The sequence below is a fragment of the Pseudomonas sp. Irchel s3h9 genome (assembly GCF_900187475.1).
Taxonomy (GTDB): Bacteria; Pseudomonadota; Gammaproteobacteria; order Pseudomonadales; family Pseudomonadaceae; genus Aquipseudomonas; species Aquipseudomonas neuropathica.
Window position 1 is genome coordinate 41,565 of the sequence record NZ_FYDH01000003.1, and the last position, 26,837, is coordinate 68,401.

A 26,837-nucleotide genomic window follows, 5' to 3' on the forward strand; every position below is an offset into this window, starting at 1 on the left:
TCCGTCGCCTGATTGCTCGCCAACGGCCCGCCTTCTGGTGGGCCGTTGTGTTTCAGTTACATATACGGCTGGCGACTGACGCGCCTCTCGCGTACAACTTGCGCTTATCGATTTCCCGGTTCCAAGGCTGACAATGCGACTGGTTTTCCCCACATTGATGCTCACCGCCCTCGCCCTGTTGACGGGCGCCACCGGCGCAAACGCTGCACCGCAACACGCGTTGACCGTTTATGGCGAGCCTGCCAAGTATCCTGCCGGCTTCAGTCATTTCGACTACACCAACCTGCAAGCGCCAAAGGGCGGGACAATGCGCCGCTCGGCCATCGAGATCGGCCACTTCGACCATGTCCTTCCTTATATAGACAAAGGCATCGGCGTCACTCAGATCGATGGCTTGCTCTATTCGCCGCTGGCCCAGCGTTCGCTCGACGAGCCTTACACGGTCTACGGTCTGGTCGCGCAAAAGATGGAACGCTCGGATGATGGTCTGTCGCTGCGCTTCTATATCAATCCCAAGGCACGCTTCGCCGACGGCAAAGCGATCACCGCCGAAGACGTGCGTTACACCTACGATTTATTGATGACCCAGGGCAGCCTGCGTTATCGCACCCAGTTTGCCGACGTCAAAGGCGTCGAAGTCGAAGCGCCGCTGACCGTGCGCTTCGATTTCAAGAGTAATGAAAACCGCACCCTGCCACTGGACATCGCGACCCTGCCGGTATTCCCCGAGCATTGGTGGAAGAGTCGCGATTTCGCCGGCGGCGGCGGTTATGAAGCCCCCTTGGGCAGCGGCCCGTATCGAGTCGGCAAGGTCGATTCGGGGCGCAGTATCACGTTTGAACGCAACGCCGACTGGTGGGGCAAGGATCTGCCGGTCAGTCGTGGCTTGTACAATTTCGATCATTTCAGCATCGAGTACTTCGGTGATACCGACGTCGCCCGCCAAGTGCTGCGCGGTGGCGCCTATGACTACAACCGCGAGTTTTCGGCCACTGGCTACTCGATCGGCTATGACAGCCCGGCACTGAGCGACGGACGCCTGCAAAAGGCGCATCTGGCCACCGAGGCGCCACAGTCAGCCCAGGGTTTTGTGTTCAACCTGCAGAAACCCATGTTCGCCGATCGCCGCGTACGCCAGGCCTTGGCCATGCTTTGGGATTTCGAGTGGAGCAACCGGCAGATGATGCGCGGTATGTATATCCGCCAGCAGAGCTACTTTTCCAACACACAACTGGCGGCAAGCGAACTGCCCGATGCGCAGGAACTGAAAATCCTCGAACCGCTGCGCGGCCAGGTTCCCGAAGAGGTTTTCACTAAAGTCTTCGAGGCGCCGAAAACCGATGGCAGCGGTGTCATCCGTGACAAACAGTTGCAGGCCCTCGAACTGCTCGAACAGGCGGGCTGGAAACCGGATGGCGATCAGTTGGTGAACGCCCAGGGCGAACCACTGAGCTTCACCTTCCTGGTCAGCCAGAACGGCATGGATCGCTTGTTGCTGCCGTACAAGCGCACGCTGAAACAGATCGGCATCGATCTGAACATTCGCCGTATCGACTCCTCGCAATACGTCAATCGCCTGATGAGCCGCGACTACGACATGATCGTCACCGGCTACCCGGTCAGCACCTCGCCGGGGGGCGAATTGCTCAATTACTTCGCCTCCGCGTCGGCCAACGACCCAGGCGCGAACAACTATATGGTGTTGAAAAATCCTGCCGTGGATACGTTGATCAACGGCCTGATCCGCGCCTCCACCCAGTCCGACATGCTGCATTACGCGCACGCCCTGGACCGGGTCCTGCAATGGAATTACTACTGGATTCCCAACTACTATCCACCGGGCACCTCGACCGTGTGGTGGAACCGCTTCGGCATACCGTCGGTGCAAGCCAGCAATGACGAAGCCATCGAGAGCTGGTGGGAAATCAGCAGCACACCGCTGACCAATCAGCAGATGACCGCGGAAAAAATTGCCCGTGGCAGACCCGGAGGGCCGCACTGATGTGGGGTTACATACTGCGGCGCCTGCTGCTGATCATCCCGACGCTGGTGATCATCCTGCTGGTCAATTTCGTGATTATCCAGGCCGCGCCCGGCGGTCCGGTGGAACAGGCCATCGCCCACCTGCAAGGGATCGGCGGCGCCAGTGTCGGCGGCGGTGCCAGCGAAACCATGAGCGGTACTTCCCGCGCCAGTCGCGGCCTCGATCCGCAACTGATCAAGGACATCGAAAAACAGTACGGCTTCGACAAACCGGCCCATGAGCGCCTGTGGCTGATGCTGAAGAACTACGCACAACTGGATTTCGGCAAAAGCTTTTTCCGTGGCGCGACGGTCACCGATCTGATCCTGGAAAAAATGCCGGTGACCATTTCCCTCGGGTTGTGGGCGACGCTGATCACCTATCTGGTGTCGATCCCGCTGGGGATCCGCAAGGCCGTGCACCATGGCAGTCATTTCGATATCTGGAGCAGCACGGCGATCATCATCGGCTACGCGATGCCGGCGTTTCTGTTTGCGATGTTCCTGATCGTGGTGTTTGCCGGCGGCACGTCATTGAACTGGTTTCCGGTGCGTGGCCTGGTGTCGGATAACTTCGAATCGCTGTCGACCCTCGGCAAGATTGCCGACTACTTCTGGCACTTGGTGCTGCCGGTGACGGCACTGGTGATCGGCGGTTTCGCCACGCTGACGATCCTGACCAAGAACTCGTTTCTCAATGAAATCACCCGCCAGTATGTGGTGACCGCTCGCGCCAAAGGCCTGAGCGAGCGTCGCGTGCTGTACGGCCATGTGTTCCGCAACGCGATGCTGCTGGTGGTGTCCGGCATCCCGCAGGCGTTCATCAGTGTGTTCTTCGCCGGCTCCTTGCTGATCGAAGTGATCTTCTCCCTCGATGGTCTTGGGCGCATGAGTTACGAAGCAGCAGTTTCGCGGGATTATCCGGTGGTGTTCGGTTCGCTGTTCATCTTTACCCTCTTCGGCCTGCTGATAAAACTGGTGGGTGACCTGTGCTACACGCTGGTCGACCCGCGTATCGACTTCGCCGCGAGGAACGCCTGATGTTCAAGCTCTCCCCTCTAGGGCGTCGGCGCTTCGAGCGCTTCAAGAAAAACCGCCGTGGCTGGTGGTCGTTATGGCTGTTTATCGGCCTGTTTGTGCTGACACTGGGTGGTGAGTTGATCGCCAATGACAAGCCTCTGGTCGTCAGCTATCAGGACCAGTGGTACTTCCCGGTGTTCAAGCGCCACACCGAACAGGAGTTCGGCGGACAACTGCCATTCCAGGCCGATTATCGCAGCGACTATGTGCAGAACCTGATTCGCAAGGACGGCGGCTGGCTACTGTTCCCGCCGATTCCGTTCAGTGACGACACACCGAACTACGACCTCACCAAACCGGCGCCGAGCCCGCCGACGTCAGTCAACTGGTTAGGCACAGACGATCAATCGCGGGATGTACTGGCGCGAGTGATATTCGGCGCGCGGGTGTCGATTCTGTTTGCCTTGATGCTGACCTTTGTCAGCGCTCTGATCGGCATCGCCGCCGGGGCATTGCAGGGCTACTACGGTGGCTGGGTCGATTTGCTCGGGCAGCGCGTGCTGGAAGTCTGGTCGGGGCTGCCAGTGTTGTACCTGCTGATCATCCTCTCTGGTTTCGTCGAGCCGAATTTCTGGTGGCTGCTGGGGATCATGGCGCTGTTCTCATGGCTGGCGCTGGTGGATGTGGTGCGCGCCGAGTTTCTGCGCGGACGTAATCTGGAGTACGTCAAAGCCGCCCGCGCGCTGGGCCTGAGCGATCGCAAGGTGATCTTCCGACACATTCTGCCCAACGCCATGAATGCAACATTGAGCTACTTGCCGTTCATTCTGACCGGGGCGATTTCCACCCTCACCGCGCTGGATTTTCTCGGTTTCGGCATGCCCGCCGGCAGCGCCTCGCTGGGTGAGTTGATCGGCCAGGGCAAACAGAATCTGCAAGCACCGTGGCTCGGGTTGACGGCGTTTTTCACCCTGGCGCTGATTCTTTCTTTATTGGTGTTCATCGGCGAAGCGTTACGTGACGCCTTCGACCCTCGATCCTGAAGCGTGGCCATGACTGACAACCTGATTGAAATCCGTAACCTCAACGTTGCCTTCCATGGCCAGAGCGTGGTCCGCGACCTGTGCCTGGACATTCGCCCCGGTGAGTGTCTGGCCCTGGTTGGCGAGTCGGGCTCGGGCAAATCGGTGACCGCCCATTCGATTCTGCAATTGCTGCCCGAAAGCGAAGCGCAAACCACTGGCAGCATTCGCTATCGCGGACAGGAACTGATCGGCGCCGATCCCAAAGTCTTGCGCGAACTGCGTGGCAACCGCATCGCCATGATTTTTCAGGAGCCGATGACCTCGCTGAATCCGCTGCACACCATCGAAAAACAGATCGGCGAAACCCTGCTGCTGCACCGTGGCCTCGGCGGTAAAGCGGCGCAGGCGCGGATCCTCGAACTGCTCGGACTGGTGGGCATCCAGAAACCCAAGGAACGCCTCAAGGCTTACCCGCATCAACTCTCCGGTGGACAACGACAACGGGTGATGATCGCCATGGCCCTGGCCTGCGAACCGGAGCTGTTGATCGCCGATGAACCGACCACCGCGCTCGACGTGACCGTGCAGCGCAAGATCCTGCTGCTGCTCAAATCCCTGCAACAGCGCCTGGGCATGTCGCTGCTGCTGATCAGCCATGACCTCAATCTGGTGCGCAGCATCGCGCAACGGGTGTGCGTGATGAAGGCCGGGGAAATCGTCGAGCAGGCGCCCTGCGAAACCCTGTTCACCGAACCGAAGCATCCTTATAGCTGCGTGCTGCTCAACGCCGAGCCCGAAGGCGAAGCACTGCCTCGGGATGAGCGCGAAAACGTACTGGAGGTCGACGATCTCAAGGTTGAGTTTGTCGTCGGTGGCGGTCTGTTCCAGCGCAAGCAGTACCTGCGTGCGGTGGATGGCATCAGCCTAAGCATCCAGCGTGGCAAGACGCTGGGCATCGTCGGCGAGTCTGGTTCCGGCAAATCGACGCTGGGTCAGGCGATCCTGCGTCTGCTCGACTCCGAAGGCAGTATCCGCTTTCAGGGCGAGGCACTCGACGGTCTCAATCAGAAGCAAATGCGCCCATGGCGCCGACAGATGCAGGTGGTGTTTCAGGATCCGTTCGGCAGCCTCAGCCCGCGCATGTCAGTCGCGCAGATCATCAGCGAAGGCCTGGAAGTGCATTGCGAGTCAAGCGCTGACGAGTGCGATGAACAAGTCATCCGCGTACTCAAAGAGGTCGGTCTCGACCCGCAAAGTCGCCATCGCTATCCCCACGAATTCTCCGGTGGCCAGCGCCAACGCATCGCTATCGCGCGGGCTCTGGTGCTGAAACCGGCGCTGATCCTGCTCGACGAGCCGACGTCGGCGCTGGATCGCACGGTACAGAAACAAGTGGTCGCGCTGCTCCGCCAGCTTCAGGAAAAACACGGTCTGACTTATCTGTTCATCAGCCATGACCTGGCGGTGGTGCGCGCGCTGGCCCACGACATGATCGTGATCAAGGACGGCAAAGTGGTCGAGCGTGGCGCCAGCCATGAGGTGTTTGCTGCACCGCAGCATCCGTACACCAAAGAGCTGTTGGCGGCGGCGCATCCGGGGTAGGCGTCATATGTGTTCGGCGTGAAACCGGGTCGAGGCTTTCGCGAGCAGGCTCGCTCCCACAAGGTTCACGCCGGACACAAAATTTGGGAAAGACCCAATCTACTGTGGGAGCGAGCCTGCTCGCGAAGGGGCCGGCACAGGCCATACACAATCAGGATCAGCCTCCATGAGCACCACCGAAAGCCTCAAGGACTACCAACGGGTGCGCACCCTGGCGATCCGTTCGCTGTTCGAGATCATCGAGCAATCCAGCGAGGGCACGGTGATTGTCGACCGCGATGCCAACATCGTCTGGATGAACGAGCGCTACGCCCGGCGTTTCGGTCTTGAATCGGCTGCAGGCGCGATCGGCAAACCCTGTGAAAGCGTGATTCCCGGCAGCCTGTTGCGCGAAGTCGTGCGCACCGGTCGCCCTATTCTTCTGGACATGCAGGACACGCCGAAGGAGCCTTTGGTGGTGATGCGCCTGCCGATCCACGACGACGCCGGCACGGTCATCGGCGCGATCGGTTTTGCCCTGTTCGACGAGTTGCGCACGCTGTCGCCGATGCTCAAACGCTACTTAAGCATGCAGGAAGAGCTGGCCTCGACCCGTTCTCTGCTGCGCGCCCGACAAACCAAATACAACTTCGCCCATTTCATCGGCACCAGCGCTGCCAGCCTCGAAGTCAAACGCCGCGCCCGGCGCAGCGCCAGCGCGGAGTCGCCGGTGCTGCTGCTCGGCGAGACCGGCACCGGCAAAGAGCTGCTGGCCCAAGCCATTCACAGTGCCTCGCCACGGGCGCACAAAGCATTCGTCAGCATCAACAGCGCGGCAATTCCCGAGGCACTGCTGGAGGCGGAATTTTTCGGCACGGCACCGGGCGCGTTCACCGGCGCCGACCGCAAGGGTCGCACCGGCAAGTTGCAGATCGCTCAGGGCGGCACGTTATTCCTCGACGAGATCGGCGACATGCCGCTGCCCTTGCAGAGCAAACTGCTGCGCGTGTTGCAGGAAAAGGAGTTCGAACCGGTCGGCTCCAACGAGGTGATTCAGAGCGACGTGCGCGTGATTGCTGCCACCTCGACCGATCTGCAAGCGGCGATCAAGCGCGGCGAGTTCCGCGCCGATTTGTACTATCGCCTGAATGTGTTGCCGATTCAGGTGCCGCCATTGCGTGAACGCCTTGATGATTTACCGGCACTCAGTGAAGCGATTCTGGAAGAACTGCGCAGCCAACACGAACTGCACCGGGATGCGCTGGCGTTGCTCGGCCAGCATGCCTGGCCGGGGAACATTCGCGAACTGCGTAATGTGCTCGAACGGGCGGCGTTGCTTAGTGATGACTTGATGCTGACTGAGCAGGATATTCGTGCGGCGATTGGCACCTTGACGCCAGTTGAGCGTGCCTCGGTGCCGACGATGGAGACGCTGGCTGACGAGACTTTTGCTCAGGCGCGGGAGCGGTTTGATCGGCAGTTGATTCAGGCAGCTCTTGCGAAATGTGCGGGGAACGTGCCGGAAGCGGCGGTACGATTGGGGCTTGGGCGGTCGACGTTGTACAAGAAGATGGTGGCGTTGGGGATTGCCTGAGTCTCTAAATAGAGACAATGATCTCTTTCTGTAGATCGATTGTTTGAAGATCAAAAGATCGCAGCCTTCGGCAGCTCCTACAGGGGAAATTCGCGTCCGCACTGTAGGAGCTGCCGAAGGCTGCGATCTTTTCGGCTTAACCCGGTCTCCAAAATGAGACAAAATACCTGAAAACCCCTCAAGCAAATCAATAAAATTCTTATATTTCAATTAGTTAGACATCTGGCACAGATCTCGCTATAGCCTCTCCCACACCCGTTCTACCCACAAAAATAACAATTCTGGAGAGACACACCATGAGTGTGATCATTGCTTTGGCAGCCCTGGCGCTGCTGATGCTGGCCGCCTACCGTGGCTACAGCGTTATCCTCTTCGCCCCGATTGCCGCCCTCGGCGCAGTTCTGCTCACCGACCCTTCCGCCGTCGCCCCTGCGTTCACCGGGGTGTTCATGGAGAAAATGGTCGGCTTCATCAAACTGTATTTCCCTGTATTCCTGCTCGGTGCCGTGTTCGGCAAGTTGATCGAACTGTCGGGCTTCTCCCGTTCGATTGTCGCGGCGGCCATTCGCTTGCTCGGCACCAAGCAAGCGATGCTGGTGATCGTGCTGGTCTGCGCTCTGCTTACTTACGGCGGCGTGTCGCTGTTCGTGGTGGTCTTCGCGGTCTATCCGTTTGCTGCCGAGATGTTCCGCCAGAGCAATATCCCCAAGCGGCTGATCCCGGCCACCATCGCTCTCGGCGCTTTCTCGTTCACCATGGACGCCCTGCCCGGCACGCCGCAGATCCAGAACATCATCCCCAGCACCTTTTTCAACACCACCGCATGGGCGGCGCCGTGGCTGGGCGTGATCGGCACGATTTTCGTGTTCTGCGCCGGCATGCTGTTTCTGCAGCGGCAACGCAACAAGGCGCAACGTGCTGGCGAAGGCTACGGCACTGAATTGCGCAACGAGCCGGAAACCGCTGAAGATCTGAAACTGCCAAACCCATGGCTTGCCCTGTCGCCATTGCTGGCGGTGGGCATCATGAACCTGCTCTTCACCCAATGGATTCCGCAGTGGTACGGCAAGACCCACAGCCTCGCGCTGCCGGGCATGGCGGCACCGGTGACCACCGAGATCGCCAAACTGACGGCGATCTGGGCCGTGCAGGCGGCTTTGCTGGTCGGCATTCTGATGGTGCTGGCGTTTGGCTTTCAGGCGATTCGCAGCAAGCTCGCCGAAGGCAGCAAAAGTGCCGTGAGCGGCGCATTACTGGCGGCGATGAACACCGCCTCGGAGTATGGCTTCGGCGCGGTGATCGCGTCGCTGCCAGGCTTTTTGGTGCTGGCGGACTGGCTCAAACAGATTCCCAATCCGCTGGTCAACGAAGCCATCACCGTGACCCTTTTGGCCGGTATCACCGGCTCCGCGTCGGGCGGCATGAGCATTGCGCTGGCGGCGATGTCCGAGCAGTTCATCAGTGCAGCCCACGCCGCGAATATTCCGCTGGAAGTACTGCACCGCGTCGCCGCGATGGCCAGTGGCGGCATGGACACCCTGCCGCACAACGGCGCGGTCATCACCTTGCTCGCGGTGACGGGCCTGACCCACCGCGAAGCCTACAAAGACATTTTCTGTATTACGCTGATCAAGACCCTGGCGGTTTTCGTAGTGATCGGCACTTTCTACGCCACTGGCATTGTGTGAGGTATTCATGACGACTCTTTCCGGCAAGACCGCGCTGGTGACTGGTTCCACCAGCGGCATTGGTCTGGGCATCGCACTAAGCCTGGCCAAGGCTGGCGCGAATCTGATTCTCAACGGTTTTGGCGATGCGTCGAAAGTCATCGCCGAAGTCGCCCGGTTCGGCGGCAAGGTCGGCCATCATCCGGCCGATGTCAGTGACCCGGCGCAGATCGCCGACATGATCAATTACGCCGAGCGCGAATTCGGCGGTGTCGACATTCTGGTCAACAACGCCGGCATCCAGTACGTCGCCGCCGTGGAGGATTTTCCCGTCGAGCGCTGGGACTCAATCATTGCCATCAACCTGTCTTCGGTGTTTCACAGCACGCGTCTGAGCTTGCCGGGAATGCGCGCCAAAGGCTGGGGGCGAATCATCAATATCGCCTCCGTGCATGGCCAGGTCGGCTCGACCGGCAAAGCGGCGTATGTCGCCGCCAAGCACGGCGTGATCGGCTTGACCAAAGTGGTGGGCCTGGAAACCGCGACCAGCAATGTCACCTGCAACGCGATCTGCCCGGGCTGGGTGCTCACGCCACTGGTGCAGAAGCAGATCGACGACCGTGCGGCCAAGGGGGTCGATCCGCAGCAGGCGCAGCATGATTTGCTGGCCGAGAAGCAACCATCGCTGGAATTCGTGACGCCGCAGCATCTGGGCGAACTGGTGTTGTTTTTGTGCAGCGAGGCTGGCAGCCAGGTGCGCGGCGCGGCGTGGAATATTGATGGTGGGTGGTTGGCGCAGTAATGCTGCGTCCCGGTAGGAGTGAGCCTGCTCGCGATAGCTTTGTGTCAGTTAAATTTTACCGTTCTGGCACACCGCTATCGCGAGCAGGCTCGCTCCCACAGGTGCTATGTGTGCGCTCGACCTTGTGCATGAATAAAACAAGAGGCAAACAATGTCCGACATCCTCTGGCAACCCGACGCCAACCGTATCGCCCAGTCGCGCATGGACACCTTCCGTCGTGCGGTCAATCAACGCCATTCACTGAAACTCGACGATTACCCTGCCCTGCACCAATGGAGCGTCGAGCAGCGCGCGGAATTCTGGCAGGCGATTGTCGATTTCTTCGATATCCGCTTCCACACGCAACCCGATGCCGTGCTGCGCGAAGGCTCGAAGATGCCCGACGCCGAGTGGTTTCCCGGCGCCACGCTGAACTTCGCCGAACACTTGCTGCGGCGGCGTGACGATGCCGTGGCGGTGATCAGCGTGGCGGAGAACGGTCAACGCGAGCAGTTGACCTGGGCCGAACTCGCCGAGCATGTCGCCGGATTTCAAGCCGGTTTGCGCGCCGCCGGTGTTGGTCTTGGCGATCGCGTCGCCGCCTGCATGCCCAATACCTGGGAAACCCTGGTGGCGATGCTCGCCACCACCAGCCTCGGTGCAATCTGGTCGTGCTCCTCGCCGGATTTCGGCACCCATGGGGTGATCGATCGCTTCGGCCAGATCGAACCCAAGGTGCTGCTCACCTGCGCCGGTTATCGCTATGCCGGCAAAGTCATCGAGCAGACCGACAAGATCAACGGAATACTTGAGCAACTGCCAACGCTGAAGCAGTTGATCATCGTGCCTTACGCTCAGCCGCAGGCCCGTGTCGAGGCATACAAGACTCACGCCGAAGTGACTTTGTGGGATGACTTTTATCAGGTCGGCGGCGAACCGGATTTTGTCCCGATGCCGTTCCATCATCCGCTGTACGTGCTGTATTCCAGCGGCACCACCGGCGTGCCGAAATGCATCGTCCACAGCACCGGCGGCGTGTTGCTGCAACATGTCAAGGAACACGGCCTGCATTGCGATCTCGGCCCCGGCGATCGACTTTTCTACTACACCACCTGCGGCTGGATGATGTGGAACTGGCTGGTCTCGGCGCTCGCGGTCGGCAGCGCGGTGGTGCTGTACGACGGCTCGCCGTTTCACCCGGACAACCAGCGTTTGCTCGACTTGATCGACGACGAGCGCATCAGTGTGTTCGGCACCAGCCCCAAGTTTCTCGCCACCCTGGAAAGCAGCGGCGCCAAGCCCCGGGAAAGTCATGATCTGGGCAGCCTGAAGACGCTGCTGTGCACGGGCTCAGCGTTATCGCCGCAAAGCTATGACTTCGTCTATCGCGACTTGAAAGCGGATGTATGCCTGGCGTCGATGTCGGGCGGCACTGATATCGTTTCGTGCTTCGTCAACGCCAATCCGCTGTCCTCGGTGCGGCGCGGCGAGATCATGGGCAAGAGCCTGGGCATGGCGGTCGAAGTCTGGAATGACGCCGGCCAACCGGTGCTCGGTGAAAAAGGTGAACTGGTCTGCACCCGGCATTTCCCGGCCATGCCGATTGGCCTGTGGAATGACCCGGACGGCGCAAAATTGCGGCAATCGTATTTCAGCCTGTTTCCCGGGGTCTGGGCACAGGGCGATTACGCCGAGCAACGGCCTCACGGCGGGATGCTGATCCATGGCCGCTCTGATGCAGTGCTCAACCCGGGTGGCGTGCGCATTGGCACAGCGGAGATCTATCGGCAGGTCGAGAAAGTCAGCGAAGTACTGGACAGCGTCGCTATCGGTCAGCAGTGGCAGGATGACGTGCGGGTTGTGCTGTTTGTGAAGTTGCGCGAAGGGCTGGCACTGGATGACGCATTGGAGCAACGCATCCGTCAGGAGATCCGCGCCAATACCACCCCAAGGCATGTACCGGCGAAGATCGTTGCGGTGACGGACATTCCGCGCACCATCAGCGGCAAGATTGTCGAACTTGCAGTGCGCGAGGTGGTGCACGGCAGGCCGGTGAAAAACACCGATGCGTTGGCCAATCCCGAAGCGCTGGAGCAGTTTCGGGATCGGCTGGAACTGAGCGTTTGAACCCGGCGCTGATACGCTTACGGCAAGCGTTGACGACGGTGCATGGCGTCAGAGGGGTTTGTTCAGCGTAATCACAACCGGCTGACCAATCGCTCTACCGCCACTGGCATCGAGTGCCCTGCGAATGATCGTCATGTTGCGGTCGAATGTCGTTTTGCCCGTAGCCATTTGACTCAGTAACGAAGTGGCAATTGCCAGCGAGTCGGCATTCTCAAAGGCCTTGGATACCGCATGATTGCCAGCGATCGAGTCCGCGACAGGGAGGTTGCCGGACGCAAGATTCAGCAGCTGCGCTACATCCAGTCGCTGCCCGCTGTGGCTTGCATGCTCTGTGTCCGTGGCGTAGCCGACATCCACGGTCTGCGCACTGCCATGAAACAGTTCGTGGATCAGGTCATCGGCCACCACGTCATGGTTGAAGCCCAGATTGACGAAGTGTTTGTTCAGGTTTTGAGTATAAATCTCGATAAACGCAATACCCGATGCGTCGTTGGAGCTGGCACTTTTCCAACGCTTGTAGTTGTTCACATCAAAAGAAGCGAGTGTCTCGTTATGCTTCACTGCATCGAGAAGCGTGTTGCTCACTGAGAAGCCAGCGAAATCAAAGCGAATCAAGCGCAGATAATTCACCAGTCGATCAGTCGCTACCTGCGACGTGTTACCGAACAGTGCCTTCATCAGCAGATCGCCGTCTCGCTTGAACTCATGTCGGCTGATCACAGCAATAGCGTTGTCAATCTTCGCCCGAGCGCGAGGTAGACTTGTTTCGATGAAGTTGCACGTGTAGCTCGCGGGAAGTGTCTTGGTTGAATACGGCAACTGCAAGGGTGTTTGATAGGCGAAGCCGCTCAGCGGTTGACCCCACAACTTGCCACGCCGGTTCAAGGCGTACCATTGGTTGCCGCTGCGGGCCGCCAGAACAGCAACAACGTTGCCAGGCGTGCCGCGAGGTTGCCAGTGACCCAACCCCAAATGGGTACTTTGCGACGCACCGAGCAAATCATAGGACTGCCGACGGCCACTGAGTTTGTGCAATTGGCTGTTGGCCCTGGCAACCAGTTCATGGCTGTTTTTGCTAAAACGCAACAAGCCCTTATTCACCAATTTTCCGCCCGCCTGAATGCCAGAGGGCACCCCATCCAGCGGGTTGAGAAGGGAAACGGCCGAGGTGAATGCCAATCGGGTAAAACGCGCCGCCCTGGATGTGGTTGAAATAGCCTTCGCCGAAATGCTCAAGACTTTGGAGGTGGCTCCTGCCACCGTGCCCACCAGGCCGATGCCATCCATCAGACATCCGTAAACTCCGTCGACGACCTTGTCATGTTCACCCGAGGCAATATCCTCGATGCATTTTTTGAAAGGCACCACCAGGTCGATGAAATAAGTCAGCAATCGCTCGCCCTCCTCCCTGGAAAGTTCAAGCGGAGTCGGTACGCGCACCAGTTCTCTCAGTTCGCTCTTGTTCAGATAAGGTCGATTTTTAACCAGAAACGTGGCGATACGTTCGATATTCGGGTCGTTGAATTTTTGATAGAACCCTGACTTTGGCGTCGACGATGCTTGCGGCGCGTTGAGCATGCCAAAATTATCGATGATGGCCATGCTGCTGGTGATCGAAGAGTCCTCGGCAGCCGCATGGGTATAGCGTTTTACATCGAGCGGCAGGAGTTGCGTCGCGGTGATGCTCAGTGGAAACGTTAGATCCGCGCTGGCACTCATTCTTGAACGTTGTCGCAGTTTTCGCTCTCGCTTGATGAAAGCCGCCAAGGCGTCATTTTTTCGAGTCTCTGCGCGCGATGTGAACAGTTCGTAGCAGATGTCCGCATTCTCGTGAGACGCATACATCACAATGCCAAAACGTCCCGTGGCGGCATCTCTGCTTTGCATTGTTTCCTGGTCAAGATCAATTTTCAGGGGCCCGCCCAGGCCGCGCGATTTAAAATAAATGGCGGACTCGCGTACGGTCAGGAAGTGAATATCGGCATTCATGAAGACTTGCAAATCCGCCTCTGGCATCTGCGCCAAAGCCAGTTTCACGCTAGACAACATGGCGCTGTTCAAATCATTGAAATGCACAGCCAACTGACGATCCATCTCCTCGTCACAGGATCCTAGCTTCAACAAGTTCGGGTAACGCGCGTAAAGGCTGACACCGGACGGGTTGTAGTTGATGGCCGGCCTGAGGACACCGTTAGTGACCAGGCGCACGGTACGTCTATCCCACTGGCCAGTGACCAGATCACCTGATTGATGCAAGTCGACCATCGACATGACTTGCTGTCCGCCTTTCTCGGACAGTGCTTTTTCGTCCAGGCTGTCGCAACCAGGCGCGGCGACTTGCAAAGCGGATCGGGCAATCTTCGCTCTGTCGGGTAACGGCGTCGAAAATGCCTTGGCGATTTGAGCGAACGTTTCCGAGTGGCGCTCGAATGCATCAATTGCACGTCGGGTAGTGGTTTGCTCGGCCTGCTCAAGTTCAGCGGCGGTCACAATCTGGTTGATCAATGCCCAATCAACGATTGGGTCAATCATGGCCAGGTCACGCTTGTGTTTCTGCGACTCACTGACCGGTTCAAGTTCGCCATACGCCATGACCTGCGCATAGGTCATGCCACGCGTCGCACCGGTTTTCAGTGTCTCGACCAGCATGACGGCGCGACAGAAATTGATCCATCCAATCGAACCCAAGGTAACCGACGAAGGAATCTCCCTGACCAGAAACTCGGGTGCGTTGCGTGCCAACAGCAAGTGGGCAACCAACGGCTCCAGACCAGCCTCAAGCCATTGTCGGGTTCGCAGCACAGCCGTCAGCGCCTCAAGTATGACCGAGGGGTGACGATCAACATTTTTCGGCGCATACAGATCAAGTCCGACCACACGATTACGTTGTATGCCGTGACCAATCGATGGATCAAGGTCGAGCAATATCGCCGTCATCAGCAATTGCCGAAGAATGTCATCGGAAGCCTGCTGTCCCTCGTTCACACCGAACCAGCCCAGTTCTTTCAGGTAGTCACCGGCGAGATTAAGAGCAATCGGATGATTGACGAGTTCAATGACCCGTTGAGCCGCACTCTCATGTGTGACGGCGGCGCGACCGGTAACATTGTAGAGGGCCGTGAGAAGTTTTCTGTTGGGCATCAACTTGGCAGTCGCATTACGAATAGCTGAAAACTGCTCCTCACTTAATACGACCAATGCCGGATCTTCGGTTTGAAAACACTCCCAGTAGTTGCCCGGCTCTGGCACTGGCGGATCAAACTTGAACAAATCGATCAAATTCCTGACCTTCGCCTTGTTGTCCGGCAAGTTTATGTCATGAAAGCGAAACCATTGATCGAGAGTTATATCGTTATCAGGCCATATATAACCACCGGCCACTGTAGCTATATCCGAAATCAACGTCAGTGCAGATTGTGTCGGAACACTGTATTCAAAGTGCCGCGCCGCGACCAGATCCACCCACCCCCTGACCGCACGGACTTCCATCTTGCCGTCGGGCGTAACGCGCAGAAGTCCGTCATGATCGCTTGCGCCTTCCCTGGCAATCGCACCGAATACCGGGCCGGTAGCAAGTAACTCATTAAGCAAAAGGCTGCCGGGATTGTAGATCTCGAACAACGACGATCCGGCTTGCAACTCTACTTCATGCCCATACCAATTGATCTTTTGATCATCCGTGTATTGGCTTAACGCCGCCTCTAGTTGAGTCAAAACCAATTGACGCTCAACGGCATCGGCTTCATCCCTGCTCTTCCATTCGGAAAGAGCAACAGCCGAAGACCAGAACGTTTTATTCCGGGCCTTATCATTCACACTAGAACCTCACCAAGTAATTAGCTGACAACTTCAGCGCGATGACGTTCTACTTTCTTTGATACGACCAATCCATCTAAAAAACATGAATAACTGTTTCCGCCCCCACAAACAATCAAGAAAACATTAATCGATCAACCCCCATTCTTCGGACGTTGTATCGTTACCAGCATTTGCCTCTTCAGAAAGTTTCATCCGCAACTTCAAATTATTCACCGAATCAGCATTCTTTAAAGCTTCCTGCGCACTGATTGCACCTTCAGCGACTAATGCGTACAGCGCCGCATCAAATGTCTGCATACCCAGTTCGGTGGATTTTTCCATTATCGGTTTCAGCTCCTCGAACTGTCCGCGCCGAACCAGATCTGCGATGGTTGGCGTGCCCAACAGCACCTCGACAGCTGCCCTGCGTTGCCCATCGACGGTGCGGACTAAGCGTTGCGAGATAAATGCTTTCAGGTTGTTTCCCAGCGTATGCAACAACTGCGGTCGCCGTTCTTCCGGGAACATATTGATAATTCGGTCCAGTGCCTGATTGGCGTTGTGCGCGTGCAACGTCGAGAGCACCAGATGCCCGGTATCGGCGAACGCCAGGGCATGTTCCATGGTTTCGCGGTCACGGATTTCGCCGATCAGCACCACGTCCGGTGCCTGGCGCAGGGTGTTTTTCAGGGCCGCGTGGAAGCTGCGTGTATCGACCCCGACTTCCCGTTGATTGATGATCGAGCGCTGGTGGCGATGGATGTACTCGATCGGGTCCTCGATGGTGATGATGTGCCCGCTGCTATGGCGGTTGCGGTGGTCGATCAGCGCGGCCAGCGAGGTCGACTTGCCCGAATCGGTGGCCCCGACAAAGAGGATCAAGCCCTGCTTGAGCATGACGGTGTCAAGCAGTACTGCCGGCAATTTCAGATCGGCAAAACGCGGGATGTCGAGTTTGACATTGCGAATGACGATCGATACATCATTGCGCTGCTTAAAGATATTGACGCGAAAACGCCCGATACCCGCTCGCGAAATCGCCAGGTTCATTTCCAGATCCCGGTCGAACTCCCGTCGTTGCTCGGCGTCCATCAGGGAGGCCCCGATGGCCGCGGTTTCACCGTTTTTGAACGGGCGTTCGCTCAACACTGTGAGCACGCCGTCAATGCGCGCACTGGGCGGTGCTCCCGTGGAGAGGAACAGGTCCGAACCGTTTTTATTGGACAAAATTGACAACAGCGCATCGATTTCCATGGCAAAAAGCACCCGCGAAGCATTCAATGAACAGACAACGGCCTGCGCCTGGCGCAGATCAACTGCAACAATGATAGACGTCGCCTCAACGAACCACGCTCAGGATTGATGTAATGAATGCTGTACCGAACACCGACGACGCACAGGCACTGATCGCCCGTACCGACTGGAGCCGCAGCCCCCTGGGCGCTGCCGGCAACTGGCCGCAGAGCCTGCGCACCGCGGTGGACATCGTGATTCACTCGCCGATGCCGATGCTGTTGTTGTGGGGGCCGCAGCTCACGCAGATCTACAACAACGGTTTCGCCCTGCTTGCCGGCCACAAGCATCCGCACGCTTTCGGACAGCCTGCGCACCAGATCTGGCCGGAACTTCGCGACTTTACCGACCCTATTTACAGCGCCGTCCTACAGGGCCAGGTTCGCACCTACAGCGAAAGACGCTTCACCCTGCAACGAGACGGCAGAGAATCCGACTTCTGGCTGGATCTGACCTATAGCCCGATTCGTGATGAGACCGCGCAAGTCGCCGGAATCCTCGTCACCGCGATCGAAACCAACGAACGCCGCCGCATCGCTCTGGAACTGCAGCGACGCTCGGAAGAAAGCCTCAAAGCCCAACGGGAAACCGAGGAGCGCCTGCAACTGGCCCTGGCTGCGACCGATGCTGTCGGCACCTGGGATTGGGACATCGGCGAAGACCGCTTTATCGCCGATGCGCATTTCGCCCAATTGCATGGCGTCGACCCCAGCCTCGCCGGTCGGTTGCCGATCAGCGATTACTTGCAAGGCGTGCACCCGGAAGACCGCGCCATGATTGCGCGCAGCATCAAGCACTGCATCACCCACGGCACCGAATACGCTGAGGAATATCGCTTGCAGCAAGGCGATGGCGAGGTGCGCTGGGTATTCGCCCGCGGGCGCTGCTACAAGGATCATCATGGCCGGCCCATGCGTTTTCTCGGCGCGGCGCTGGACCTGACCGAGCGCAAACACACCGAACAGGCGTTGCGCCAGAGCCAGACCGAACTGCAACTGATCATCAACGCCATGCCGATCCTGATCAGTTATGTCGACTGTGAAGAGCGCTTTCGCCTCAACAACGCGGCCTATCTGGATTGGTACGGCCTCACGCCACAGGAACTCTACGGGCGCACGATTCGCGAAGTCATCGGTGAAGAAGCGTATTTCCTGCGCCTGCCCTACATTGCCGAGGCGCTGGCCGGCAGACCGTGCTCATTCAGCCTGTATACCCCGCACCGCGATGGCAGCAATCGCCACGCGCTGATGAATTACCTGCCGCGTTACGCCGCCGACGGCGCGATCAGTGGTTTCTATATCTTTGTGATCGATGAGACCGAGCGCAAGAAAACCGAAGAAGCCTTGCGCAATCTCAACGAAACCCTGGAAGAACGGGTCAGCGCCCGCACCGAACAGTTGGCCCAGGCCAACCAGCGTTTGCAGAACGAGATGTTCGAACGCGAGCGCGCCGAAGATGCCTTGCGCCACGCGCAGAAGATGGAGGCTGTCGGCCAGCTCACCGGCGGTATCGCCCACGACTTCAACAACATGCTCACCGGCATTATCGGCAGCCTCGATTTGATGCAGCGCTACATCGCCAACGGCCGGGCTGACGAAATTGGCCGTTTTACCGAAGCCGCCGTGTCATCGGCCAACCGTGCGGCAGCGCTGACCCATCGATTGCTGGCGTTCTCGCGGCGCCAGTCGCTGGATCGCAAAACCCTCGACGCCAATGAACTGGTGCATTCGCTGGAAGATCTGATCCGCCGTACCAAGGGCGATCCGATCGAACTGACCCTGCGTCTGGCCGAGAACGTTTGGCCGGTCAGTACCGACGTCAGTCAGCTAGAAAACGCCTTGCTCAACCTGGTCATCAATGCACGTGATGCGATGCCCGATGGCGGTGAACTGGTGATCGAAACGGCCAACGTCTACCTCGACGGCAGCGACATCACCACGCTCGAACCGGTCAAGGCCGGCGATTACCTGATGCTGGCGGTCAGCGACAACGGCACCGGCATGACGCCCTCGGTGCGTTCCAAGGCCTTCGATCCATTCTTCACCACCAAGCCCATCGGCCAGGGCACCGGGCTGGGGCTGTCGATGATTTATGGGTTTGCCCAGCAGTCGGGTGGTCATGTCAGCCTCGACAGCCTGCCGGGCCAGGGCACTTGCGTGCGCTTGTACCTGCCGCGCTTGTATGGCGTCGAACCGGAACGGCCGGCCATCGTCGCCGTTGAACAACCGTCGGCGACGGCGACCGGTGAAACCGTGATGGTGGTTGAGGATGACCCGGCGGTGCGCATGCTGGTGCTCGATCTGCTCCGGGAATTGGGTTATCAGGCCCACGAAGCCGAAGATGCCAAGACCGCCCTGCCCCTGCTGGAGTCCGATCTACGCGTGGATCTGCTGGTCACCGACGTCGGCCTGCCAGGCATGAACGGCCGGCAACTGGCGGAGATCGCCCGCCAGCATCGGCCGGGCCTCAAGGTGTTGTTCATGACCGGTTATGCGCAGAAAGCCGCCGAGCGTCAGGGATTTCTTGAGGACGGCATGGACATGGTTGCCAAACCGTTTGCCATTGAGCTGCTGGCCAGCAAGATCCACACGATGATCAGCCAAACCCCGTGACTTGAGGCATAATCCGCGACCCGCCGTCACCCCGTTATCAGGTATCGCACGATGAAAGCCCAAGCCCGCCACATTCTGGTGAAAACCGCCGAAGAGGCCGAACAGCTCAAACAACGCATCGCCAAGGGTGAAGCGTTCGATGTGCTGGCGAAGAAATTCTCGACCTGCCCGTCCGGCAAGCGTGGTGGCGATCTGGGTGAAGTGCGGCCGGGGCAGATGGTCGGGGCGATTGATGCGGTGATTTTCAAAAAGCCGCTGCGCACCGTGCATGGGCCGATCAAGAGCAAGTTTGGTTATCACCTAGTGCAGGTGTTTTACCGCGATTAAACACTGCAGCCCTGTAGGAACTGTCGAGTGAAACGAGGCTGCGATCTTTTGATCTTGTTTTTTAACATCAAGATCAAAAGATCGTCCGATCGCGGCCCGAGCCTTCGGCAGCTCCTACAGGTGTTGCATTTCAGGTTCTGGGAATCAATGCCCCCGGCACCTGAATCACCTTGCTGGCCAGCAGATGCCCGGCCTCGGCAGCCTCCACCGGACTGCCGCCCAGCAATCGACTGGCCAGATACGCCGCACTGAACGAATCCCCCGCCGCCGTGGTGTCCACCACCTTCTCGACCTTCTGCGCCGGCACTTCGAACGCTTCACCATCACACTGAATCAAACAAGCTTCGGCGCCACGCTTGAGCACCACTTCCGGCGTGCCGAACTGCGCATAAGCGGCAAACACTGCCGCGCAATCGGCAAAACCGAACAGTGCCTGTTCGTCATCCACCGTCAACAACGCCAGATCAACGTACGGCAAGATGCTGCGATAGGCGTCCCGCGCGTCTTCGACCGAGGCCCACAAGCGCGGTCGATAGTTGTTGTCGAAGACGATGCGCGCATCACGCTGACGGCCTTCGATCAAAGTCTGGATAAGTTTTTCCCGGCCCAACGCACCGAGCACAGCCAGGGTAATGCCGCTGAAATACAGCACATCGTAATCCGGCAACGCCGCCAGAATCGGCGCGGCGGCCGGGGTGGTGAAACAGTCGCGAACTGCCGCTTCGTTGCGCCAGTAGAGAAAACGCCGCTCGCCGCTGGCATCGGTCTGGATGCAATACAGGCCCGGCAGGCGACCCGGCAGACGTTGCACCAGATCCAGGCCGATGCCTTCGCTGGTCCAGATCTGGCACATGGCGTCGCTGAAACTGTCATCGCCCAGTGCGGTGACGTAATCGACCTGCGCCTTCTCGCCCATGGCGCGGGACAGATACACCGCCGTGTTCAGGGTGTCGCCGCCGAAGCTTTGTTGCAGGCTACCGTCGGCGCGTTGCTGCAGTTCGATCATGCATTCGCCGATCAGGGCGATGCGTGGAATGTTCGGGCCCAGGGGGCTGAGGGTGTTCATCTTGTGGTGTCTCTGTTGATTCGCGGGTGTCTGGGCGGGCCTCATCGCTGGCAAGCCAGCTCCCACAAGGATTCATGTCGCTCACAGATTTTGTAATCAACACTGAACCCTGTGGGAGCTGGCTTGCCAGCGATTGGCCGCAACTCGGTCTGAAGCCTTAGAAACAAGTCTCCATGCTCTCGATCACCGACAACTGCTCATCCACCAACAACCCCACAGGCCACTTGTCGAACGTCAGGCACGGGTGCGACGTACCAAAGGAAATGATGTCGCCCACGCGCAACTCAACGCCCGGCGCCACCGTCATGAACGCGTGCTGATCCATCACCGCCGTGACCTTGCACGCACTGACATCCTCGCCCAGCGCCGGCACTACGCCCGCCTTGTAGCGCAGCAACGGCACCGGCAAACCGGCATCGAACGCAACATCACGCTTGCCCAGCGCGATCACCGCAAAACCCGGCTCGGGCAGCGACTGCACGTGCGCCCAGACTTCCAGCGCCGGACGCAAACCTTCGTGCAGATCGCTGCGACGGTCGAGTACGCAGCACTGCGCCTCTTTGTAGATGCCATGGTCGTGGGCCACGTAGCTGCCCGGGCGCAACACGCTGAGGAAACGCCCAGCGGCGTTTTGCGCTTCAAACGACTCGGCAATCAGGTCATACCAGGCCGAACCCGAGGCGGTGATGATCGGCTTGCCGATGGCGAATGCGCCGCTGTCCTGCAACTGCACCGCCAGGCGCACCAGCGACGCGGCAAATTCACGAATGCCGCTGACGGCGTGATCGCCGTGGATCACCCCTTCGTAACCTTCGATGCCGGTCAGGGCCAGCGCCGGTTGCGCGCTGATTGCCTTGGCCAGCTCAATGACTTCCTGCTCGCTGCGGCAACCGCAACGCCCGCCGACCACGCCGTACTCGATCATCACGTTGAGCTTCACCCCGCGCGAGGCGAAGTACGCGCCGAGATCAGCGACGTTGTCCGGGTGATCGACCATGCAATAGAAATCGAATGACGGATCGGCGAGCAGGTCGGCAATCAACGCCATGTTCGGCGTGCCGACCAATTGGTTGGCCATCAGCACCCGACGCACGCCATGGGCATAAGCCGCCCGGGTCTGGGTCGCGCTGGCGAGGGTGATGCCCCACGCGCCGGCGTCGAGCTGACGCTTGAACAGTGCCGGGGTCATGCTGGTTTTGCCGTGGGGCGCCAGTTCCGCGCCGCTGTCGCTGACAAATTTCTGCATCCAGTGGATGTTGTGCTCTAGCGCTGCACGATGCAGCACCAGCGCCGGCAGGCTGACGTCACGTACCAGGTGCGCGCCGATGGCAGCGTCGCCCTTTTCTCCAGCAGTATTGATGGCAGTGGTCATGGTCGAACTCCTCACATTCGCGGCTGCAGCCAGCCGCCGTTATTCGTTGATGCGCCGGGCGAGGCTGTTGGCGCTCTCGATCAGCACCCGGCGATAGTCGTTGTAATTGTTTTTCGCATCGGCCCGTGGCGCGACGATGCACAAGGTGCAAATGGCCACGCCTTGCGGGTCTTTGACCGGCGCGGCGAAGCAATGGGTAAAGGTGTCGGCAACACTGTCGAAGGAGAAGAAACCATCGATGCCGGCCTGGCGGATTTCCGCCAGAAAACGCTCCAGCGGCAGGCGCTCGCCGTCGGGCAGGATGAAGTCGTTTTCGTCGATCAGGTCGATGATTTGTTGATCGCTTAAATGCGCAAGCAGCAGGCGCCCGGAGGCGGTCCACGGGATGGGGGCGTTTTCACCGATGTCGGAGGAAATGCGGAAATGCCGCTCGCCCTCCTTCATCAGTGCCACGGTGTATTTACGCCCGTTGAGCAGACACATCTGCGCGGTTTCACGGGTCTGGCTGACGATCTCCTGCAAGGCATGATCGGCCTCGCGGCTGAGGTCGAAATGACGCAAATGTGCCTGACCGAGGAAGTATAACTGCCGGCCCAGGTAGACATGACCGTCCTTGCCCACCGGCTCCAGAATCCGTCGTTCGAGTAATGAAGCGACCAGTTCGTAAACCGTGGATTTCGGGCTGCCGATGCCGTTGGCGATGTCGTTGGGGCGCAGCGGCTGGCCGATTTCCTTGAGGAAATCGAGAATATCGAACGCCCGGTCCAGACCGCGGGCCCGGCGTTTGATGGTGTCTTCGGTCATGTCATTACTCACTCAATATTCCCTGTAGGAGCTGCCGCAGGCTGCGATCTTTTGATCTTGCCTTTCTGGCGCATCCAAAAATGCCAAAAGATCGCAGCCTTCGGCAGCTCCTACAAGAGCCGCGGTGTATCAGGCCTTTTTCTTGTACGCGATGCAATCGATCTCGACCTTGCAATCAACCATCATGCTCGCCTGCACACAGGCGCGCGCCGGTGCGTGCTCAGGCTTGAAGTACTCGCCAAAGACCTTGTTGAAACTGCTGAAATCCCGCGGATCATCCAGCCACACGCCAGCGCGCACCACGTCTTCCAGGCCATACCCGGCCTCTTCGAGAATCGCGATCAGGTTTTTCATGGTCTGATGGGTCTGCTCGACGATACCGCCCACAATAATCTCGCCATCCACCGCCGGTACCTGGCCGGACACATGCAGCCAGCCATCCGCTTCAACGGCGCGAGCGAAGGGACGTGGCTGGCCGCCAGCGGCGGTGCTGCCGGTGCCGTAACGCGTAATGCTCATGGGTGTTTCTCCTGATGTGAAAACGTAAGATTAAAACCGCGTATTTTTCAGAAACTCAGCCAGACGCGGCGATTGCGGGCGTTCGAACAGTTCCTTGGGAGGCCCCTGCTCTTCGATCCGCCCCTGATTCATGAAAACGATCTTGTCCGAGACCTCGAAGGCGAAACGCATCTCGTGCGTCACCAGCAGCATGGTCATGCCGTCTTCGGCCAGGCCCTTGATCACGTTGAGGACTTCGCCAACCAGCTCCGGGTCGAGAGCCGAAGTGACCTCATCGAAGAGCATCAGGCTCGGGTTCATCGCAATCGCCCGGGCAATCGCCACGCGCTGTTGCTGACCGCCGGACAACTGACCGGGAAAGTGATTGCGCCGCTCCAGCAAGCCGACGCGCTCCAGCCATTTCTCGGCGAGCGCCACAGCTTCATCCTTATGCATTTTCTTCACCTTGAGCAGGCCCAGGGTGACGTTCTGCAATGCGGTCAAATGCGGGAACAGGTTGAATTGCTGGAACGCCATGCCGGTCATCGCACGATGGCGGGCGATGAGTTTTTCCGCATGCCGCACACGCTTGCCGTTGACCTCGTCATAGCCGATGGATTCGCCATCGAGCAGGATCTGCCCGCCCTGGAATTCTTCGAGCATGTTCACGCAACGCAGCAGCGTGGTTTTACCCGAGCCGCTGGAGCCGATCAGCGTCACCACGTTGCCGCGCTGCATGCTCAGATCGACACCTTTGAGCACTTCGACTGCGCCGTACTGTTTGTGCAGGCCGCGGATGTCCAGCAACGCCTGAGTCTGAGGGGAAACTTGAGCTTGAGTCATGGCAAGGCCACCCGCTTTTCAATGTGCCGGCCGAGTAATTCGATGCCGTAGTTGATGACGAAGAACAGAAAACCGGCGAACAGGTAGAACTCCAGGGTCATGAAGTTCCGGGCGATGATCTGTTGGGTGCTGAGGAGCAATTCGGCGACGCCGATCACCGAGAGCAAGGTCGACGCCTTGACGATTTCCGTGGACGAGTTGACCCAGGTCGGCAGGATCTGCCGCAGCGCCTGAGGCAATAGCACGTAGCCGAGCGATTGGTAGAACGTCAGGCCGATGGCCTTGCTCGCTTCCATCTGCCCGCGCGGCAAAGCTTGCAATGCACCGCGAACAATCTCGGCGACGTGGGAACCGCAAAACAGCGTCAGGCCCAAGGCCCCGGCCTGAAATGCGCTGATCTGCCAACCGAGTGCCGGCGCCATGTAGAAACAGGCCAGCACCAACACAAACACCGGCGTGCCACGAATCAGGTCGACGTAAAAACGAAACGGCGCGCGCATCCAGAATTTGCCGTAGGTCAGCACCAGACCGGTGACCACGCCGAGCATCGTGCCGAGCAGAATCGCCAGTGCCGACACTTGCACGCTGGTCAGAAAGCCCTGCCACAACGGCTCACGCGCGACCCACAATTCATGTAACCAACTGGGAGATTCGTACATCGCAGCCTCCTATCGGCGGATCGCCAGACGCTGCTCCAGGTATCGCAGCAGCATGGCAATGAGGTAACAGGCCGCGACATACAACGCCGTGGTCACCAGCCAGGTTTCGATTACCCGGTAGCTTTCGACGTTGATCTTGCGCGCGTAATAGGTCAGCTCCGGCACCGCAATCGCGGCGGCCAGCGAGGTGTCCTTGAACAGCGAAATGAAATTGTTCGACAGCGCCGGCAGCACATTGCGCAGCATTACCGGCACGGTGACGTAGGCCTTGACCTGCCATTCACCGAGTCCGATGGCCAGCCCGGCCTCGCGCTGGCCTTTGGGGATACTCAGCAAGCCACCACGGAACACTTCGGTCAGGTACGCCCCGGCATACAACGACAGCGTGATGATGAACGACGGAATCTTGTCCAGACGAATCCCGAGACTCGGCAACGCAAAGTAGATCAACAGAATCAACACCAGAATCGGCGTGTTACGCACCACCGTGACGTACACCGAAGCCAGCACCCGCAAGGCGCGATGCTTGGAGAGCAAGGCAAACGCCATCAGCAGGCCGATCACGCAGCCGATGGCGATCGACACCAAGGCCAGTTCAAGGCCCAGACCGAGCCCCGCCAGCAAGGTGTCGAAATCGCGCCACACGGCGGCAAAGTTCAACTGATAGTTCATGGTCAGCAGTACCTTGAGCGGGGCGACTTTAATCGCCCCACTCTCACGGGATCATTTGAATTCGACAGGGAAACCGATGGCGGGCGACGGCAGATCAATACCGAACCATTGTTTGAACGAGGCGGCGTAGGTCGGGAATTCAACGCCGGTCATCGCTTCATGCAGTGCGGTGTTAACGAAGTTCAGCCAATCCTGATCGCCTCGTTTGACTGCGCACGCGTAAGTCTGTGGGCTCCACGCATAGGTCGGGCTGCGGTAGCGGCCAGGGTTCTGCACCATCAGGTATTTGACCGAGGACTGGTCAGTGGCGGCGGCATCGGCGCGGCCGGAGTTCACGGCCTGGTACATCAGGTCGACGCTGTCGTACTGATCGACCTTGGCTTTTGGCAATGCTTGATGCACCAGCTCTTCGGCGTAGACGTTTTGCAGCACCGCCACGGTGACGCTGTCGCCGGCGGCTTGCAGGTCTTCGATTTCCTTGTACTTGCTGTTGTTCGGCAGCAGCAGGCCGACGCCTTCGCGGTAGTACGGCAGGGTGAACGCCACTTGCTGCGCACGGCTGGCGGTGACGGTGATGAACTGGCAGCTCATGTCGACTTTGTCGGTGAGCAGATTGGGAATTCGCGCATCGGACGACTGCACGACGAATTCGACCTTGCTCGGGTCGTTGAACAGACCTTTGGCCACCATCCTGGCGATGTCGATATCAAACCCCTGCAACTTGCCGTCCGCGCCCTGAAAGTGCCACGGCGCATTGGTGCTGCCGGTGCCCACGATCAACTTGCCACGGGCCAGAACACTGTCGAGCTTGCTGTCGGCTGCCTGGGCCATACCCATGACAGCGGACGAAGCCACAAGAACAAAAACACACGCTTTGAACAACGAAGGACGGCGATGCATGGCAAGCACTCCAGGATGGTGTTTATTCCGCTATACCGGAACACGGTTTGTTACTACGGAATAGACAGCAGAAAGTGTGCCACAGGATTGGCTGAAAAACATGCGTGTGTAGAAAATCGAACCTATTCAGAGGGTTAGTTGAAAGCCGGAATCAAGAGAAAACAAGACTGCTGCC

General features: G+C 58.9%; 20 protein-coding genes. 10 read left to right on the forward strand and 10 right to left on the reverse strand.

Annotated elements, in window-relative coordinates; translation table 11 throughout:
- Nucleotides 1-133: 133 nt before the first annotated feature.
- From CKW26_RS05485 to CKW26_RS05520, 8 genes are all read left to right on the forward strand, one after another.
- Nucleotides 134-2,002 (forward strand): extracellular solute-binding protein, encoded by a 1,869-nt coding sequence (locus CKW26_RS05485; protein WP_093430974.1) that lies wholly within the window; start codon nt 134-136, stop codon nt 2,000-2,002.
- Nucleotides 2,002-3,063 carry a microcin C ABC transporter permease YejB gene (locus tag CKW26_RS05490; protein WP_034154280.1) on the forward strand — a complete coding sequence of 354 codons (1,062 nt, stop codon included), beginning with the start codon at nt 2,002-2,004 and terminating at the stop codon, nt 3,061-3,063. The genes CKW26_RS05485 and CKW26_RS05490 overlap by 1 nt, the downstream gene beginning before the upstream one ends.
- Nucleotides 3,063-4,085 carry an ABC transporter permease gene (locus tag CKW26_RS05495; protein ID WP_095047801.1) on the forward strand — a complete coding sequence of 341 codons (1,023 nt, stop codon included), beginning with the start codon at nt 3,063-3,065 and terminating at the stop codon, nt 4,083-4,085. The genes CKW26_RS05490 and CKW26_RS05495 overlap by 1 nt, the downstream gene beginning before the upstream one ends.
- A 9-nt stretch (nt 4,086-4,094) precedes the next feature.
- On the forward strand, nt 4,095-5,669 hold the full coding sequence (locus tag CKW26_RS05500) for an ABC transporter ATP-binding protein (RefSeq protein WP_095047802.1): 1,575 nt from the start codon (nt 4,095-4,097) through the stop codon (nt 5,667-5,669).
- Nucleotides 5,670-5,835: 166 nt separating this feature from the next.
- Nucleotides 5,836-7,242: a sigma-54-dependent Fis family transcriptional regulator gene (locus tag CKW26_RS05505; protein WP_095047803.1), complete on the forward strand. Its 1,407-nt coding sequence runs from the start codon at nt 5,836-5,838 to the stop codon at nt 7,240-7,242.
- Between the two features lie 296 nt (nt 7,243-7,538).
- On the forward strand, nt 7,539-8,930 hold the full coding sequence (locus tag CKW26_RS05510; RefSeq protein ID WP_007912313.1) for a GntP family permease: 1,392 nt from the start codon (nt 7,539-7,541) through the stop codon (nt 8,928-8,930).
- Between the two features lie 7 nt (nt 8,931-8,937).
- The gene (gene hbdH, locus CKW26_RS05515) at nt 8,938-9,711 is read left to right on the forward strand and encodes a 3-hydroxybutyrate dehydrogenase (protein ID WP_095047804.1); all 774 of its coding nucleotides are present in this window, start codon (nt 8,938-8,940) and stop codon (nt 9,709-9,711) included.
- 151 nt (nt 9,712-9,862) lie between these two features.
- Nucleotides 9,863-11,818, forward strand: coding sequence for an acetoacetate--CoA ligase (locus tag CKW26_RS05520; RefSeq protein ID WP_095047805.1), 1,956 nt, complete (start codon nt 9,863-9,865; stop codon nt 11,816-11,818).
- Nucleotides 11,819-11,866: 48 nt separating this feature from the next.
- On the opposite strand, the gene CKW26_RS05525 is transcribed toward CKW26_RS05520, so the two are convergent.
- Both CKW26_RS05525 and CKW26_RS05530 read right to left on the reverse strand, forming a co-directional pair.
- Nucleotides 11,867-15,634, reverse strand: a complete 3,768-nt coding sequence (locus CKW26_RS05525; RefSeq protein ID WP_141231850.1) for a hypothetical protein — start codon at nt 15,632-15,634, stop codon at nt 11,867-11,869.
- Nucleotides 15,635-15,760: 126 nt separating this feature from the next.
- Nucleotides 15,761-16,870 carry a PilT/PilU family type 4a pilus ATPase gene (locus CKW26_RS05530; RefSeq protein WP_095047807.1) on the reverse strand — a complete coding sequence of 370 codons (1,110 nt, stop codon included), beginning with the start codon at nt 16,868-16,870 and terminating at the stop codon, nt 15,761-15,763.
- A gap of 113 nt (nt 16,871-16,983) precedes the next feature.
- Between CKW26_RS05530 and CKW26_RS05535 the strand changes: the two genes are divergently transcribed.
- Together CKW26_RS05535 and CKW26_RS05540 are read left to right on the forward strand one after the other, a co-directional pair.
- A complete protein-coding gene (locus CKW26_RS05535; RefSeq protein WP_095047808.1) occupies nt 16,984-19,521 on the forward strand; it encodes a PAS domain S-box protein in 2,538 nt (845 codons plus the stop codon).
- A 51-nt stretch (nt 19,522-19,572) separates the two neighbouring features.
- Nucleotides 19,573-19,848, forward strand: a complete 276-nt coding sequence (locus CKW26_RS05540; protein ID WP_007912322.1) for a peptidylprolyl isomerase — start codon at nt 19,573-19,575, stop codon at nt 19,846-19,848.
- Nucleotides 19,849-19,978: 130 nt separating this feature from the next.
- On the opposite strand, the gene CKW26_RS05545 is transcribed toward CKW26_RS05540, so the two are convergent.
- The 8 genes from CKW26_RS05545 to CKW26_RS05580 all read right to left on the reverse strand — a co-directional run bounded on the left by CKW26_RS05545 (nt 19,979) and on the right by CKW26_RS05580 (nt 26,662).
- Nucleotides 19,979-20,914 carry a sugar kinase gene (locus CKW26_RS05545; protein WP_095047809.1) on the reverse strand — a complete coding sequence of 312 codons (936 nt, stop codon included), beginning with the start codon at nt 20,912-20,914 and terminating at the stop codon, nt 19,979-19,981.
- A gap of 157 nt (nt 20,915-21,071) precedes the next feature.
- Nucleotides 21,072-22,286: an amino acid deaminase gene (locus CKW26_RS05550; RefSeq protein WP_095047810.1), complete on the reverse strand. Its 1,215-nt coding sequence runs from the start codon at nt 22,284-22,286 to the stop codon at nt 21,072-21,074.
- A 39-nt stretch (nt 22,287-22,325) separates the two neighbouring features.
- Nucleotides 22,326-23,090, reverse strand: a complete 765-nt coding sequence (locus tag CKW26_RS05555; protein ID WP_095047811.1) for an IclR family transcriptional regulator — start codon at nt 23,088-23,090, stop codon at nt 22,326-22,328.
- Between the two features lie 129 nt (nt 23,091-23,219).
- The gene (locus CKW26_RS05560; RefSeq protein ID WP_007912330.1) at nt 23,220-23,609 is read right to left on the reverse strand and encodes a RidA family protein; all 390 of its coding nucleotides are present in this window, start codon (nt 23,607-23,609) and stop codon (nt 23,220-23,222) included.
- A 30-nt stretch (nt 23,610-23,639) separates the two neighbouring features.
- A complete protein-coding gene (locus CKW26_RS05565; protein ID WP_095047812.1) occupies nt 23,640-24,431 on the reverse strand; it encodes an amino acid ABC transporter ATP-binding protein in 792 nt (263 codons plus the stop codon).
- On the reverse strand, nt 24,428-25,090 hold the full coding sequence (locus CKW26_RS05570; RefSeq protein ID WP_095047813.1) for an amino acid ABC transporter permease: 663 nt from the start codon (nt 25,088-25,090) through the stop codon (nt 24,428-24,430). Before CKW26_RS05570 ends, CKW26_RS05565 begins: the two co-directional genes overlap by 4 nt.
- A 9-nt stretch (nt 25,091-25,099) precedes the next feature.
- Nucleotides 25,100-25,762, reverse strand: a complete 663-nt coding sequence (locus CKW26_RS05575) for an amino acid ABC transporter permease (RefSeq protein ID WP_003225455.1) — start codon at nt 25,760-25,762, stop codon at nt 25,100-25,102.
- Between the two features lie 51 nt (nt 25,763-25,813).
- Nucleotides 25,814-26,662 (reverse strand): transporter substrate-binding domain-containing protein, encoded by an 849-nt coding sequence (locus CKW26_RS05580; protein WP_095047814.1) that lies wholly within the window; start codon nt 26,660-26,662, stop codon nt 25,814-25,816.
- Nucleotides 26,663-26,837 lie beyond the last annotated feature (175 nt).

Bases quoted from the DNA above. Each gene is read 5' to 3' on its own strand.
- CKW26_RS05565 (WP_095047812.1), bottom strand. From the start codon at position 24,431: ATGACTCAAGCTCAAGTTTCCCCTCAGACTCAGGCGTTGCTGGACATC.
- hbdH (WP_095047804.1), top strand. From the start codon at position 8,938: ATGACGACTCTTTCCGGCAAGACCGCGCTGGTGACTGGTTCCACCAGC.
- CKW26_RS05570 (WP_095047813.1), bottom strand. From the start codon at position 25,090: ATGTACGAATCTCCCAGTTGGTTACATGAATTGTGGGTCGCGCGTGAG.
- CKW26_RS05575 (WP_003225455.1), bottom strand. From the start codon at position 25,762: ATGAACTATCAGTTGAACTTTGCCGCCGTGTGGCGCGATTTCGACACC.
- CKW26_RS05495 (WP_095047801.1), top strand. From the start codon at position 3,063: ATGTTCAAGCTCTCCCCTCTAGGGCGTCGGCGCTTCGAGCGCTTCAAG.
- CKW26_RS05555 (WP_095047811.1), bottom strand. From the start codon at position 23,090: ATGACCGAAGACACCATCAAACGCCGGGCCCGCGGTCTGGACCGGGCG.
- CKW26_RS05580 (WP_095047814.1), bottom strand. From the start codon at position 26,662: ATGCATCGCCGTCCTTCGTTGTTCAAAGCGTGTGTTTTTGTTCTTGTG.
- CKW26_RS05485 (WP_093430974.1), top strand. From the start codon at position 134: ATGCGACTGGTTTTCCCCACATTGATGCTCACCGCCCTCGCCCTGTTG.
- CKW26_RS05520 (WP_095047805.1), top strand. From the start codon at position 9,863: ATGTCCGACATCCTCTGGCAACCCGACGCCAACCGTATCGCCCAGTCG.
- CKW26_RS05560 (WP_007912330.1), bottom strand. From the start codon at position 23,609: ATGAGCATTACGCGTTACGGCACCGGCAGCACCGCCGCTGGCGGCCAG.
- CKW26_RS05540 (WP_007912322.1), top strand. From the start codon at position 19,573: ATGAAAGCCCAAGCCCGCCACATTCTGGTGAAAACCGCCGAAGAGGCC.
- CKW26_RS05550 (WP_095047810.1), bottom strand. From the start codon at position 22,286: ATGACCACTGCCATCAATACTGCTGGAGAAAAGGGCGACGCTGCCATC.
- CKW26_RS05490 (WP_034154280.1), top strand. From the start codon at position 2,002: ATGTGGGGTTACATACTGCGGCGCCTGCTGCTGATCATCCCGACGCTG.
- CKW26_RS05510 (WP_007912313.1), top strand. From the start codon at position 7,539: ATGAGTGTGATCATTGCTTTGGCAGCCCTGGCGCTGCTGATGCTGGCC.
- CKW26_RS05535 (WP_095047808.1), top strand. From the start codon at position 16,984: ATGAATGCTGTACCGAACACCGACGACGCACAGGCACTGATCGCCCGT.
- CKW26_RS05500 (WP_095047802.1), top strand. From the start codon at position 4,095: ATGACTGACAACCTGATTGAAATCCGTAACCTCAACGTTGCCTTCCAT.
- CKW26_RS05505 (WP_095047803.1), top strand. From the start codon at position 5,836: ATGAGCACCACCGAAAGCCTCAAGGACTACCAACGGGTGCGCACCCTG.
- CKW26_RS05530 (WP_095047807.1), bottom strand. From the start codon at position 16,870: ATGGAAATCGATGCGCTGTTGTCAATTTTGTCCAATAAAAACGGTTCG.
- CKW26_RS05545 (WP_095047809.1), bottom strand. From the start codon at position 20,914: ATGAACACCCTCAGCCCCCTGGGCCCGAACATTCCACGCATCGCCCTG.